Here is a 15,105-nt window from a genome sequence, read left to right as displayed (position 1 = left end):
CTGACTTCGTCAGTTTTATTTGCAACCTCAAAGCTGTACTTTGAGCAGCCTGCGGCTAGTTTGCTCTTTGATTTTCATTGAGTATTACTTCACAGATCCTTCTGACAATCCACTTGCAATCTTATTTTGGATGACAGAGAAGAAAATGATTGATGGAAGAACTACAATAACAGACGCTGCCATCATATCTCACCAGTCTAGTATTTCTGAACCATTAAGTGAACGAAGGGCTACTGCTACTGTCATCTTTCCTGTATTGTTAATCAAAATCAAGGCATACAGGAATTCATTCCAAGCATTGATAAATGTATAAATAGCTGTTGCTACAATACCTGGTGCTACAATCGGTAGCACAACTTTATAAAACGTTACAAATTTATTTGCACCATCAATTCGAGCTGCTTCTTCAATTCCAATTGGAACTGTTTGGAAAAATCCAACTAAGAGCCAAACTGCATATGGAACACTAAAAGATAGATAAACCATCATCAAGCCAAATAAACTATTTGTTAACCCAACTTTAGCAATGGCAATTGAATAGGGAATTGCTAACAAAATTGGTGGGAAAATATAGGTAATGACGAGTAGTCTCGACATGATTGCTCCCAATTTAGGGAAGAATCGAACAATACCGTAGGCTGCCATAGCAGAAATAATAATCGCAATAAGGGTTGTAGCTAAGGCAATGATTAAACTATTTCGAATGTTATCAATAAAGTGCAAATCGTTGATAACATGTATAAAATAATCTAATGTAAACTGTTCAGGCCAAAATCGTGTTGGATACTGAGTCAATTCCCCTTTCCCCTTGACAGACGATATGATAATCCATACCAATGGGAAAATTGCAACAATAGTCGCACCAATCAAGAGTGCATGTGAGAGAATATCTAAATAAATACTGGATTTCTTCTTCATTATTTTCTACCCTCCTTTTCCCACTTACTGATGATAGCAAAGTAGATAAAGCAAATCGCCATCAAGAAGATAAAGAGCAACACTGTAACTGCTGAAGCACGACCCAACAATTTAGTGCCCCAACCCAGGTTGTAAGCAAAAATTGGAAGCGTCGTTGTAGCATTAGCCGGTCCACCACCCGTAATAAGGTAGATAATGTCAAAGTTATTAAAGATCCATACAGTTCTCAAAACAACTAGAAGCCCTACAACTACTTTAATATGTGGAAAGACGATAAACTTGAACACCTGCCAACTTGAAGCACCATCTATCTTAGCAGCCTCAAATTGTTCTTCTGGTACTGTTTGCAAAGCTGAAAGCACATTAACCATAATCATTGGTGCTCCAAACCAAATGTTGATAAACACCAAACATAGGAATGCCCATGTACTATCTGTCAAAAATGCAGGTGTATGTTCCATTAAACCTAATTTTACGATTAGATTAGGTAAGTAGCCATAAACCCCGTTTAGAATCCACTGCCAAGAGAAGGCAATAACGATGGTAGGAAATGCCCAAGGAACAATCAATAAGGTCCTATATAATTTCTTGAAGTGGCGTACTCTGTGAAGAGCTAAAGCCAATACAAACCCTACTAAAACTTGACCAACTAATGAGAAAATGGTCCACTTAATTGAATTAAAGAACGCATTAAAGAAGTTGGGATCTGATAGCACAGCTTTATAGTTAGCTAAACCAACAAATTTATAATTGGGCATAATCAAATGCTTATTGGTAAAGCTATAAAAAATACTCGAGAAAAACGGATAAACAAAGAGTAATCCTACGATAATCATAGCTGGCAAAACAAATATCCAGCGAGTTAAATTACGTTCTTTAACCATTCTCCTTCTCCCTTCTTTTACAAGATTGGGCTAGGGCTTTTCAGCTCACTAGCCCACCTATTTTCTAGTCTTTTACATCTACTGAACAGCCTCAAATAAATCGTTTAATTGTTTTTCTGCTTCTTTTGCAGCTTTCATAGGATCTGTTCCATTTGTAATGATATCTTGGAACATTTGTTCAATAATGTGTTGGTTAGTCAACATACCAGCTTGTACACTTGGTCCATTTTCATAACCAATAGCAGTACCTTTTTTAACAGCTTCAGTAATCACTTCTTCAGCATGTTTAAATTTCTTACGAGTTTCATTTTCTTTATAGGCTGCAGAATCGCTAATCCCCTTAATAGTTGGCAACATACCTACCGGAGTTGAATCAAGGAATTTAACGTAGTCTTCTTCATTATAAAGTGATTCTAAGAATGCTTTAGCAACTTCTGGGTGTTTTGAATTTTTCCAAACAACCATTGGAATGTTTGAAGTTTCAATTCCTTGGTCCTTATCAGATTCTTTGATTTTTGGAATAGGATAAGCATCAATCGAATCAATCAATTGAGGACTGTTGGCATTGATTCCTCCAATATGGAAGCCAGAGTTAAAGTCAAATGCTGTTTTTCCTTGATAGAACAAGGTAGCTTGTTGAAGGACATTAAAGTTCAAAGAATCTTGAGGTGAAATTTCTTTATACATTTTAACCCAGTATTTAATACCATCTTGAGCAAGTTGACTTGTCAAATCCGCTTTAAGATCTTTTGTTAAGAGGCTTCCTCCACCACTACGTACGTAGAAGTTCAAGAAACGTGTTGCCATTAAGTCATTTGTTCCGAACGGAACAGACAAGCCATAAACTCCAGCTTCTTTCAATTTTTTAGAAGCTTCATAGAGTTGATCCCAAGTTTTAGGAACCTCAATATTATGTTCTTTTAACAAATCTGTTCTAACCCACATGACTTGTGCATGTGAATAAAGAGGAACAGAGTAGTAATCATCTCCGATTTTTGCTTCATTTAAGGCAGTTTCGTTAAATTTATCCTGTCCAATACGCTTGATAGAATCATTTAGCGGAACCAAAGCATCTGAGTTGACCATTTCCATTACTTGGTTAGGAAGAGCTGTACTGATATCTGGCACATTTCCATTTGCTAAACCTGTAGTCCATTTAGTATAGAAGTCATTCCAAGAAAATGTTTCAATCTTGATTTTCGTTTTTGGATGCTTTTGCATGAAAGCATCTGCTGATTTTTGAATACTTTCTAAACAGGGTCCTTGAGTAAAGGAGTGCCACATTGTAATCTCACCAGATAATTCTGTCGGTGGTTCAGTACTAGTTGTAGCTTCTTTTTTTCCTGAACAAGCTACCAAGGCAACGGCTGCTAGCGCAACTCCAGCTAGACATAAAAACTTTCTCATTTTTTTCATCGTTCTTCTCTTTCTACATTAAGAAATCGCAACTTTAAAGACAATTTTTTTCACAGGTTCATCATTTATACGAACCTTGGGTTGATGTAAATCTTCTGGAAAAGTGATGAGGCATTCGCCAGCTCTCAAATGAACCAACTGTTCCACTTTCCCTGTGTATAATTCAATATCCTTCTCTTCATCATACTCTTGGGTAACGCTTACATTTTCTGGCGACGTAACAGCCATGGCTTCTTCGTTTTCCAAAACTAAATGAATATCCAAATATTTTTGGTGAGTTTCAAAGAAGGCTCCTGCTTGACCGTCTGCTAGATAAGTAAAGCAATTCCCAAACAATCGATCACCATCGATAGCAATCGAACCTTCTGTTAAATTTTCTAGTCCTGTTTTTTCTAGAAAATCTATCAATGTTGCAAAATGTGGATTTACTCCCACATAAGTTTCTAAACGGCTAATTTTTGTAATAATCATCTCTTCTAACCTCCTTTCTCAATCTATTTTTCCTATCCAAGTTCCCCATTCTTCTGTCTAGCATTTTCTACTAGAAGGACATAAAAACACTACACTCTCTAACCTATACTCTTTGAAAATCTCTTCAAACCACAGTCGCTTCACCTTGGATTATATAGGTCAGTCTTATCTACAACCTCAAAGCGGTGTTTTGGGCAATCTACTGCTAGCTTGCTAGTTTCTTCTTTGATTTTCATTCAGTATCTCCTCAATCTTCACAAGGAGGTCTGATTTTTCTAGCGACAAACAGAATAAATAAGTTAGTTCAATGAGCTACCTTCCTTATAGATGAAATTGATATTCATGAAGGAAGTCCGCCCTTTATTTTTTGCAAAAGATACTAGTATGAATCTATTTGGGAAATTGAATTTATAAGCTGCTCACTTATACTCTTCGAAAATCAAATTCAAACTGCGTCAACGTCGCCTTGTCGTACTCAAGTACAGCCTGCGGCTAGTTTCCTAGTTTGCTCTTTGATTTTCATTGAGTATTAGTTTTTCTAAAATAATTCTAATCTATTATTCTAGCACTAGTAGACTCTTTGGCTAAATCTCCTTTCTACATCTCGTTTCACCAAAAACTTTTAAGAGAGAAATACTCTATATTTCATTCTCTAAATTAGTTTTGTTACCGTTTCCAATTAGAGTATACTTTTTTTTTTTAGTATTTCAAGTCTTTTTCTAATTTGGAATTTAGTTTCAAATCTTTTTTAACTATATCAAATATATTAAAAGTACTTTCAAAAATAATCAAATTCTTACAATACTTGTTTCGAGTGGACAAGATAAGAAAACAAGAAAGTCAATTTTAGGAGAAGACAAGGTTAATAGTCGCATGATATAATGCAATGATGTAAAAATCGAACAAATTGATTGGAAAATTCAAACCAATTTCTAACAATGATTTAAGAATTGTTGTGTCCTAATATAGATTCAATGCACTATAAAACGCATAATATCAAGTTTTTTTAATTACCTGATACTATGCGTGTTTGTGATTTTTAAGATTTTATGCCTAGAGTCTCTATATGAGGACTTAAAAAAACTGACTCGTAGATGATTTCCTAAAGTCAATCCTCTTACCTAAAAAAACGACTTCTAAAAAAGTTGCCTTCATCGAGAGGTGAAGCAATGATTGTCCTAAAAAATAGTTGGATCGCAAATCTCTCTGAAAATTTCTTCTCTCTGCCTAACTTGAATTTGAGATTCAACATTCTTATTTATGATGGTCTTTCAATAATACTTCAAACTCAGCAACAGTCATGCCCAATTGCTGACTGGCAACCTCGGAAGTCAGAAGTCCTTGGTGGACTAGATTTAGTAGCATAGACAAACTTCCTTCAACTTTCCCACGTTCAAGTCCTTGTTCTAAACCTTTTTCGATGCCTTGTTCAATCCCCTCTGCGCGACCACGTTCAAGACCTCTCTCTAAACCTTTTTCCTCAGCTTGCTCCAAAGCATAGTCCTGTGCTAACATGGCTTGTTCTTCTCGCCTGCGTTGTTCACTAAACATTTTCCTATCCTCCTCGGACCAGCTCTTGTAGTCCAGCAGTTGATCTGCTTGGCTGATGGCTCGCTCGGGCTGCTGGGTAAAGGGTTTATTCCCGAAAAACTCTAACCATGGTTTACGAACCTTGTCTTTGCTGGTTTCTCTGTATTTTCTTAATTCCAAGAACGCCATCTTGACTAGATGGTTTTCCTGTCCATTGTTTGTAATTGTTAAAACCTCACCTGTCGAATCCTCTCGCATGCTAAAACTATGAAAAGCCAAGTCATCTGAGAACTAGTTACTATCCACAATTGCGATAGCGTATACTGGTGAGATGTGTTTATAACTCTGATGAGTATCACCTTCTCGTTGACGAATTTTTTCAAGATTTTGATTGACCTGACTGCACAAGTAAGCCCATAAACGATTGATGAAAAAATTCTGATGATGAACCTGAATTTCGATGATAACTTGCGTACCATTATCCAACTCCGCCAAAACATCTATACTGGTATAGAAATCTTGCGCCGAATAGGGCATGGAAGTCAAGACATGAATATTGCTTCCCTCCAAAATGGTCACATTTTTTGCTGGTAAATCCAGCATATCGCGGATAAATTGACAAGTGATTTCTGGGTTGCTAAAGATTTTCTTAGCAACCAAATCATTGGTCGGGCTAATGCCCGGATGTCTTAGAATCATATTTCCTCTCCTTTCATTATAGCACATTTTTAAATCTAGGTTTACTAGATTTACTGCTACTATCTATTTATTCGGAAAAGAAAGACAAAAGGAGCGAGAAAGTTAAAAATTATTAATCCTAATCACTTGTAAAGAGATAAATCTTGCTCATATTATTTATTAAAGACTCTATTTTACAAAAAAGATTACAAAATCAGCCGTTTTAGAGAACTCTTACCACTTCCTAGACTATTAATTCTAATGTTTTTTATACTACTCGCTTGCTCATCAATAGGTCATAAAGCAAAATCAGTTGATCCATTCCCCGTACTCGTTCACTCTATAGCCGTCTGGTGTTAGCGAATTGAAAAGTAGTTTCCCAAAAGCATCGATATAGTACCACTTTCCTTTATAATAAATCCATGTATTGGATTCCATGGAACCAGATGATCCTAAGTAGTACCACGCGCCACTTGAATCTTGGAACCAGCCTACCTCCATCATGCCATTATCCTTGAGATAATACCAATTACCGTCTGTATCCTGTATCCAACCGGTTTGCATGATTCCATTCGCATCAAAATAATACCATGCATCATTTTCTTTCATCCAGCCTGTCCGTTCTTTCCCATCGGAATTTCTAAAATACCACTGATTATTTATCTTATGCCATCCTCTTTGTTGATTATATGTAATAACAGAATGTTCAACAGTAGAAAGTGACATGTTATCCGCTTCAACGCCAAAAACAGCTGTTAACGATGACGAACCTGTCCCGTTCGTTGTGAATTGAGCAGTGGTTTCTGGGCTAGATAATCTTTCCTGTTTTGATGGAGTCTTTATTTTTCTCTCATCTCGGTGCCCTTCTACTGTCAATTTTTCTCCACCTGTAACTTTAGCCACAAAGTCTGGAACTTCCACTCTTTCAGGGACTAGTTCTTTTGAAGATACTATAGACTTCCCAAGGTCGCCTGGTATTTTTTCTCCCGATACTAAAACCTCTGATTCTGAAAATTCCTCACTAGACGCAGGCAGTTCTTCTCTGATTGGCGCATCTTTTGGAACTAGAAACTCTACTTTATCTGGAGATACCACTTCCTCTTTGAGATTACTTGAGTTTTCTTCCGTCGATGACACCACTTCCTTCACACCCTTAAGAACCACACGTTCTTTCATAGGTGTAACCTCGACTGTACGAGAATTTTCAACAATCTTTCCATCAGCTAAGACCTTATAAGTCACCTTAGTAACTTCTTTACCTACATACCCCTCCGAAACAACCTCCGTTTTCCCTTTCTCTAACTCTTCGGAGTCCTCAAAACGCTCTGTAATCGGAAGTTCTTTTATGACACTGTTGGGTTTAATACCTAAAGTAATCACCTTGGATTGAGGAGCTATTTTCTTCTCAGAAACTTGAGAAGATACCGCTCCTGTATACTTATCTACTTGATAAGTAGTAGTTCGAGTAACCACCCCTCCTTTACCCTCTACAACTGAACGGAAACCAAGCTCTTTTGTTTCATCTCCTTGGTAAAGAGTATCAAAAGCAATCGATTCTTTTTCTACTTTCGGCTTAGTACCTTTATACACTACTCGGTAAATAAGTGGAACACCTTTTTTTTCACCCTTAGTATCCTCTGTACGCTCTTTTCCAACCTCAAGGGTACTATCACCTTCGTAAGTGGTAATAACCTCTGTTTTCGGCTCCTTTTGCGGTTTGAGAGGAGGTTCTACTTTATCTTTATCAGACTCTATTTTAGGTGTACTTGGTTTTTCGTCTTTTGGAGTTGAAGGAAGTTTATCCTTATCCTTCTCATCCACCAAAACTTCATCTTTTACATAGACAGGCTCTTTTGGTTTACCTTCAATATAAGAACGAACCCAATCCAGTTGCTCTTTTGATAAAACCAAACCACCACTGCGGCTTCCTACAACACCATTTTGGTGAACTCCAATTAAAGTACCTTTGTCATTATAAAGACCACCGCCAGACGCTCCGGGTTTTGTGCCTTCATAGCTGATACCCTCAATACCTGAACCGAAATCAGTAGTATCTACAACTTCACTATCCAAGACTGGAGATAAACGACCGTCCGGGAAACCATAAACCGAAACTTTTTCACCCTTAGCGATAGAAGTTGACTCAGAAACCATCTCTACAGGAGATACCGCTTTGAAATCTTCTTTTAGTCGAACCAAGGCTAAGTCATTTTTAAATCCAAATACGGAATCTTTTTTATTCCAATAAACAATATCATCATCTGAAAAATGCACAGACAACCCATTCGGTAAGGTTGCTTTATACACTGTATTGGTGCGACCAGATTTCGTAACGACCTCAGAACCTTTAACTGTTAAAAAATTATGAGCGACTGTTAACACCAAATTGGGTGCAATTAAAGTACCTGACCCCGACCCATCTGGCGTTTGAATGTGCGTTGTAGCATAGAAATTTTCTGAGCCATTCGGAGCTTGTAACACCTCTTTACTAGGCATAGGTAAGTTGGATTTGCCACTCAAGTCAACCTTACCAACCTCCGTTCTTGCGAAATCAGAAGACGAAGTAGATGAAGGATTTACTGAGTCAACAACAGCTTTTATAATGGTATTACCTAAAGCTAACTTACTGACATACTCATCAGACCAACTAGTATCACTTACTAGTTTGTTGACAGAAACTCCATTGTAAGATACCACTTTAGCTGTTGGGGAAGTTGCTATTAACTGTTTGAAGTCTGGATTTTGTCTTAAATGAAAATTCAAACCACTTCCAACAGGACCTTCCTGAACAACCTTATCTGAAATCAAAGGAGTTCCTTTAGTATCTTCCACTCGAAGTAGAACGCGGCCTTTTTCTTCACCTTTTACTAAAGTCGCTCGACCTTTTTCATCAAAACGATACAAAGCACCGTCAATCTCATACTCTACGTCTTTTAAGGCTCTGTGATTTTCATCATAATAGTAACGGTTTGCACCATCTATATACCAACCCTTTATACCATATTTATCAATCATAGAACGAATCCAAGTTCTGTGCTTTTCCGTAAAGATAGTACCACCGCCAATACGCTCACTCTCAGGAGCGTTTGAAGTATTTGTTCCGTGCTGGTGGATACCGACTACCTCTCCCTTATCATTAAACAAAGGAGCACCTGAAAAACCTCCCAAAGCTGAGGAATGATAAGTGACTGCACCGCTCTCTTTATTGATACTGCTCACAGTTGTTGAGACTGAATAAGCCTTACCGTCTTTCAAGCGAGCTTTATTTTCTTTACTTAAATTTGGAGTAGAAAAATCATTGGGATATCCGACCATAGTGATTTTATCACCAGTAGAAACCTCTTTATGGCTCAACTCTCTTGGAGAGTCCTCACCACCCGTCATAGCTTCTACAGGCTTTTTAGTTACCACTACTGCTAAGTCGTTGCTATAGTCTTTACCAAAGTCTTTGCCGTTATATAAGTGAATAGAGTCTTTTTCAAGAGCTTCTGATACTCCTGATGTCGGTACTTTGTTACTTTTCTCTGTGTCTGAGTTCATCACAACATAACTACGAGCAGACGCCCCACCACGCAAGACCGCAGACTTATCATCTTGGTTTTTATCATAGTAGTTATGAGCTACTGTTACCATGACATTCGGCGCTACAAAGACACCGCTACCTGATGCGGTTTGTTTCCCACTCGTACCACTATCATAAGTGGTATAAGTCATAGCAACACCCTCAGCGGACTTCTCATGAACGCTCACATCTTTTATATCATCGCCACCTTGAATAACGTCAGCATAAACGACCCCACCACCAATAACTGGTAAATCAGGAACCGATAATCCAATCATACTCACTAATGCCAGACATCCCACCAATCCATAAGCTTTTGACTTACGAAATTTTCCTAAACCTTTTAAATATAAAAACATCTTTTTCCTCACTTTAGTTTCTAATACTTATTTATCCAGATATAATAGCTTACAATCTTTTAAAATCTTCAAATAAGTTATGATTGTTCCATACTCTTCAAACCATGTCAGCCTTGTCGTGCCGTATGTATATGTTACTGACTTCGTCAGTTCTATCTGCAACCTCAAAACGGTGTTTTGAGCTGACTTCGTCAGTTTCATCTACAACCTCAAAACGGTGTTTTGAGCTGACTTCGTCAGTTCTATCTGCAACCTCAAAACGGTGTTTTGAGCAGGCTACGGCTAGCTTCCTAATTTGCTCTTTGATTTTTTGAGTATAAGGACATGTTGGATTCTATGTGCTGTATTGTCAACAATACACTCTTCTTCCTGTATATCTACCAACATGATTTACAGAATTTTATTTTACTATAATTTTACCTATATTCCAAGACAGAAATAAAATAATCAAGAACAAAAACGCATATAACCAATAACTAGCTATATGCATTTTAACACTTAAAGCGAACTGTTAAGTTGCGACTAGTGGTATCCAGTCCTAAGTAAGTCGGAAATATACAGTTTATTTACGACTAGCAAGGCATTTACCCGGCAATAAGAGCTCATCTAAATTGACTTTTTCTTAAAGTAGAAATTTCTACGAAAACTATCTAAATAAACTTTTTATCTCTATGACGGACAAAACATGTCTCAGTTATTCATCAACATCCAAGGTTCTAGTAGTTGACCCACTCCCCATTGGAGTTAACTTTATAACCATCTACTATAGTATTAACCGCTAATCTTCCGCTTTCATTGACATAGTACCATTTGTCTCCAACTTGGAACCATTGATTTACCTTCATTGCACCAGATGATTCCTGATAGTACCAATGGTCTCCATCTTTTATCCAACCAGTTGCCATTGAACCGTTAGCATTGAGATAGTACCACACACCACTGGATTCAACCCAGCCAGTAGACATTGCTCCGCTCTCACTCAAATAATACCATTGGTTACCATCTCTGACCCAACCAGTTGCCATTGAGCCGTTAGCATTGAGATAGTACCACACACCACTGGATTCAACCCAGCCAGTAGACATTGCTCCACTCTCACTCAAATAATACCATTGATTACCATCTCTGACCCAACCAGTTGCCATCGCACCAGTAGAACTCAAGTAGTACCATTTATCCGCTTCCTGATGCCAGCCTTTCACCACTTCACCAGCAGATGTATAAAAATACCACGTACCATTTTCTTGCTTCCAACCAGTCGTTATTGGAACTTTAGTCTCAGTTTTAATAACATCTCCTACATAAGATTGGAGGTAACGAGGAGCAAAAGAAGTAAGAGGAGAGTTTGCTACCATTCTATCTGAAGACCCCAAAGATAATTTATCCTTCTCTGACTTCCTTTCTGTCATCTCCTCAGATACATTTTCTCTTACTGTATTCATGGTCTCGACAGGATTTTCTTTCGCATCTTCAGGAATTCTACTGCCAGCTAGTGTAACTGGTAAATCATGCATACTGTCAATTCTACCGGCCAGTAGACCTGTAATTTCTTGACCTGCATCTTCTTTATTAAAGGTGAAAAGTAGAGTTTTTTGATCTGCTTGGGTCAAGAAGGTAGCTTTGTGTCCATTCGCTAAAGTCAAAGTCGGAATAGAATTCACTAGTACCTCAGAATCAAATTGCATAGCTAAGATACCTTGTTCTGCATCCTCTTCTTCTGTTTCCAATTTACGAACGTCCCTGATAGTTACACTCGTTGGATATACCGGATCTTTTGTTAAAAAGTCCCAATTAAATTTTCTAAATGATAGGGTATAGTCATTTTGTCCTTTTTCAGTGTGTTCATACAAGATACCATACTCCCCATTTCCTAATTCTTGGAGCGAATTATAGGCAAACTCTCCTTTTTGAATTGGTCTATGATGTAACCAAGTCAAGTCTCCGTTGTCCTCTACACGAGCCAAATGAGCCATTCCATTCGTCCGTTTAGGTCCTCCTGAATTGGTTAAAATGATGTATTCTTTTCCTTCGTGCATGGTGTGAATAGCAGCCATTTGGACATAAACATCTTTAACCTGATTATATCTCTTGATTTCCTTGTCCCAAGTTTGCCCACCATCTTTACTTGTGGCAACCTGTAAATCACCCGTTAATCCTCTCATAAAGAGTTTCACATCACCATTATTTAACTGTACAGCAACTGACTCTGTATTTTGGGCAGGACTATTATTCATAGTTGAGGAATGAATTTTCCTTCTACCTACCGTCCTATCATCATTGACAGCCGCTCCAGCCTGCCATGTTTCTCCATGGTCATCTGAATAAATCAAACGAGAAGACTGGGATCCGCTTAGATGGGAGATAGCATTGGTGGTATAAGTAGGAACTAAGATACGACCCTTGTGCTCTCCTGTTCTAAGCACAATTCCTGTACCTGGACCTGTTCCTAAAAATTTCATCCAATCTTGGCGAATTGATGGTGTAATATCTCTTGGTTGCGACCAAGTTTTCCCATCATCATCACTATAGGAAAGCCACAAATAGCTCGTATAGGCTACACGAAATGGATTTTTAGCAGATGGAGCAAAGTAGATATTCCCAAGAAGCTCTTCTCCTTTATAGAGGTCACCCTTATCTCTGTAGGCTTCTTCTTTTGGATCCACTACAACGCGATAATCTGTTTTTTGATTATTTGCATCATATACTTCTCCGTTTTCTCGGACAGTATATGCTTGATTTTCCCCTTGTTTATATAGTAATTGATAGTGCTTATCTCCAACTTGTTGATAAGCTTTTTGAGGTTTGTTTGGCATTCCAAAGACAGCTCGACCTTCTGGAAACATATCGTAGATTGAAAAAATTCTCTTTGTGGTAGGATCTTGAACCAAGACCATATCGATATTAAGTGGAGATGGTGCCTGCGGATCTTTTGCTTCTGGATTGTCTCGCAAGTTGGTCAAGGTTAAGGTTGGCTGCCAAGTAGTTCCCCCATCCTCACTTCTCCTAACGACCATAGCAATATCTCCCCAATCAGAATGGTGGAGACGACGCTGATCTGCCCCTGCCAGTAATGTTCCTTTATCCGTACGTAGCAAAGCTGGAATCCGATAACTCTTAATTCCTTCACTATTTGGCTTACCATTGACACCGCTCATAAACAACTCTTGCTTCTCTGTCAAGACTGCCCCTTCAGGAAGTGACGGCTCAATATCTGTCACATCAAATAACTGGCTACGTTTTTTGACTTCCTCTGGAGTTAGAGCACGATTGTATACAGTCAGATTACGAATAGAGAGATTTGAGCCCCACTTCAGTTCTCCTGCTCTATTAGTTGCACCTAACTGAAGTTTATCCACATCTGGCATGTCTGCCAGGAATTTCCCTGACTTTTTATTCGTACGAGATAATACACCATTCACATAAAGACGAACCTGACCATTTGGACTATCCTTTTTTGGTCTTTCAACAGTAAAAGTAACCGAATTATACTTGCCTGGTCTAATCTTCAAAGGCGCATCTGTATAACTTCCATAAAATTGACTACCATCAGCTCCACGTCCCTCTATCAAAGCTGTCCCATTATTGATTGCCATTGTAAAGTACTCATTTACTTTAGTTGTACTGGAAGCAGAAAAGAGATTGTAAAAACTAGGACCATCAGCAGCCGGTTTGAACTCCACATGAACAGTTGCATTTTGGAGTCCCTTTACTTTCTCTAATTCATCAGACAAGTCTACTCTTTTTCCATTTGAATCATTCGTCTCTAAGTCATCTTTTTCTATCACTGTTTCGACATTTTCCAAATCTCGTGCATAGTAATCTCTTGGAATTTTTTCTTCTTGCTTATCTTCCCTTTCTTGTTCTTGATCATTGCCAGAAAGTTCAGTCTCTGAAACAGACTCTACATGCTCTGCAGGAAGAGTTATATTTTCTCCTTCCTCAGAAGGCTGTCTCTTTTCTGTATCAGTTAGGGTTGAGCTCCCCCCCCCGAAAGTTGAGTTTCATTTGCCAGAGGTTGCTCACTCGCCCCTTCTTGAGCTAAAACAGGAGACGTTCCAAACACCACTGCTCCCACAATCATAGAAACCGCTCCTACCGATAGTTTCCTAATACTATAACGACACTTACGTTCTTGAACATTCCGATTCATACTGTTCCTCTCTATATCTATATCCCGATTTCTGAAATAAGACATTTACTCCAGAAAATGCACTTAGTTTGTCTTTTCTTAACTTTCTTTTACTACAGTTCATTTAAATGACAAAAATGAACTAAACAAACTATCTCAAATTGGTGCCAAATTTCCCCTCTCCTTTCTCCAATCAGACTCCTGCCAATCTAGTTTATCTACCAGGACACCGCTGCAATTAAACTAAAATATCTCTTTATAAGCAAATGATGGACATCAGCTTATGCTATTTACACCATACTTCCTGCTCAATCCTTATCGAACACTTTTTCAAATAGCTTTTCATAAGCATAAATACTTGTAGAAATAATGGGAAATATAATCAAGCTCACAATCAGAATCTTATCCAGCTTAAAGGGGACAATCCCAAATAAGTGAAGAAATAAATCAATCAGAAAACTGTCGAAAAAAACTGTCAAAAGTAGTTCAATTTGTCTTTTTCTCTGCTTTTTTGTCTTGAATGCCTTAAATATCATATTATTCCCCTTTTCTAAGCTTCAATCCCTTCTCTCTATCTGTCATTTCGCATAGCTGCTACTATTTTTACAGCAATCTATCTTTAAATATACATAAAGATAAGATTCTATCACTTTTTATAAGTGTTAGCAAATTTATTATACCTCATTTCTAAAACGCTTTCAATACAGTGTAGTATAATAGATTTTAGTTTCAAGAAACTCTTTTGTATAATAATATCCTTGAAAGTAGTTTCAGATGAACATTTATAGTCCATAAAAAGAAAACAGAGACTCATCTGTTTTTTACACTCAATGAAAATCAAAGAGCAAACTAAGAAGCTAGCCGCATGATGCTCAAAACACTGTTTTGAGGTTGTAGATGAAACTGACGAAGTCAGCTCAAAACACCGCTTTGAGGTTGCAGATAGAACTGACGAAGTCAGATCAAAACACCGTTTTGAGGTTGCAGATAGAACTGACGAAGTCAGCTCAAAACACCGTTTTGAGGTTGCCGGATAAGGCTGACGAAGTCAGCTCAAAGCACTGCTTTGAGGTTGCCGGATAAGACTGACGAAGTCAGTAACATATACCTACGGCAAGGCGACGTTGACGTAGTTTGAAGAGATTTTCGAAGAGTATT

Annotated in this window: 6 protein-coding genes and 4 pseudogenes; 1 reads left to right on the top strand and 9 read right to left on the bottom strand. The window is 38.0% G+C overall.

What is annotated here, in order from left to right:
- Positions 1-84: 84 nt before the first annotated feature.
- From HT715_RS05685 to HT715_RS05645, 9 genes and pseudogenes are all read right to left on the bottom strand, one after another.
- Positions 85-918, bottom strand: a pseudogene (locus HT715_RS05685) (carbohydrate ABC transporter permease).
- Entirely contained in the window at positions 918-1,802 is an 885-nt protein-coding gene (locus HT715_RS05680) for a sugar ABC transporter permease (protein WP_000237984.1), read from the bottom strand. The pseudogene HT715_RS05685 and the gene HT715_RS05680 overlap by 1 nt, the downstream one beginning before the upstream one ends.
- Before the next feature lie 78 nt (positions 1,803-1,880).
- Positions 1,881-3,218, bottom strand: a complete 1,338-nt coding sequence (locus HT715_RS05675; protein WP_138707170.1) for a sugar ABC transporter substrate-binding protein — start codon at positions 3,216-3,218, stop codon at positions 1,881-1,883.
- A gap of 18 nt (positions 3,219-3,236) precedes the next feature.
- A complete protein-coding gene (locus HT715_RS05670) occupies positions 3,237-3,689 on the bottom strand; it encodes a YhcH/YjgK/YiaL family protein (RefSeq protein ID WP_138707171.1) in 453 nt (150 codons plus the stop codon).
- Positions 3,690-4,943: 1,254 nt separating this feature from the next.
- Positions 4,944-5,918: pseudogene (locus HT715_RS05665) on the bottom strand (Rpn family recombination-promoting nuclease/putative transposase).
- A 288-nt stretch (positions 5,919-6,206) separates the two neighbouring features.
- On the bottom strand, positions 6,207-9,818 hold the full coding sequence (locus HT715_RS05660) for a trypsin-like peptidase domain-containing protein (RefSeq protein ID WP_172922857.1): 3,612 nt from the start codon (positions 9,816-9,818) through the stop codon (positions 6,207-6,209).
- 716 nt (positions 9,819-10,534) lie between these two features.
- Positions 10,535-11,077, bottom strand: a pseudogene (locus HT715_RS12420) (sialidase); the annotation flags it as partial.
- 213 nt (positions 11,078-11,290) lie between these two features.
- Positions 11,291-13,968: pseudogene (locus tag HT715_RS05655) on the bottom strand (sialidase domain-containing protein); the annotation flags it as partial.
- A 287-nt stretch (positions 13,969-14,255) separates the two neighbouring features.
- Positions 14,256-14,483, bottom strand: coding sequence for a hypothetical protein (locus HT715_RS05645; protein WP_000576348.1), 228 nt, complete (start codon positions 14,481-14,483; stop codon positions 14,256-14,258).
- 361 nt (positions 14,484-14,844) lie between these two features.
- Here HT715_RS05645 and HT715_RS05640 point away from each other — a divergent pair, with 361 nt between their 5' ends.
- The gene (locus HT715_RS05640) at positions 14,845-15,030 is read left to right on the top strand and encodes a hypothetical protein (RefSeq protein ID WP_172922856.1); all 186 of its coding nucleotides are present in this window, start codon (positions 14,845-14,847) and stop codon (positions 15,028-15,030) included.
- Positions 15,031-15,105: the final 75 nt, after the last annotated feature.

Source organism: Streptococcus sp. 4155 (assembly GCF_013276695.1).
Classification (GTDB): Bacteria; Bacillota; Bacilli; order Lactobacillales; family Streptococcaceae; genus Streptococcus; species Streptococcus pseudopneumoniae.
This window is presented reverse-complemented; position numbering and strand designations above follow the sequence as displayed.

Coding starts and splice junctions, on each gene's coding strand:
- HT715_RS05670 (WP_138707171.1), bottom strand. CDS start 3,689: ATGATTATTACAAAAATTAGCCGTTTAGAAACTTATGTGGGAGTAAAT.
- HT715_RS05645 (WP_000576348.1), bottom strand. CDS start 14,483: ATGATATTTAAGGCATTCAAGACAAAAAAGCAGAGAAAAAGACAAATT.
- HT715_RS05660 (WP_172922857.1), bottom strand. CDS start 9,818: ATGTTTTTATATTTAAAAGGTTTAGGAAAATTTCGTAAGTCAAAAGCT.
- HT715_RS05675 (WP_138707170.1), bottom strand. CDS start 3,218: ATGAAAAAAATGAGAAAGTTTTTATGTCTAGCTGGAGTTGCGCTAGCA.
- HT715_RS05640 (WP_172922856.1), top strand. CDS start 14,845: ATGAAACTGACGAAGTCAGCTCAAAACACCGCTTTGAGGTTGCAGATA.
- HT715_RS05680 (WP_000237984.1), bottom strand. CDS start 1,802: ATGGTTAAAGAACGTAATTTAACTCGCTGGATATTTGTTTTGCCAGCT.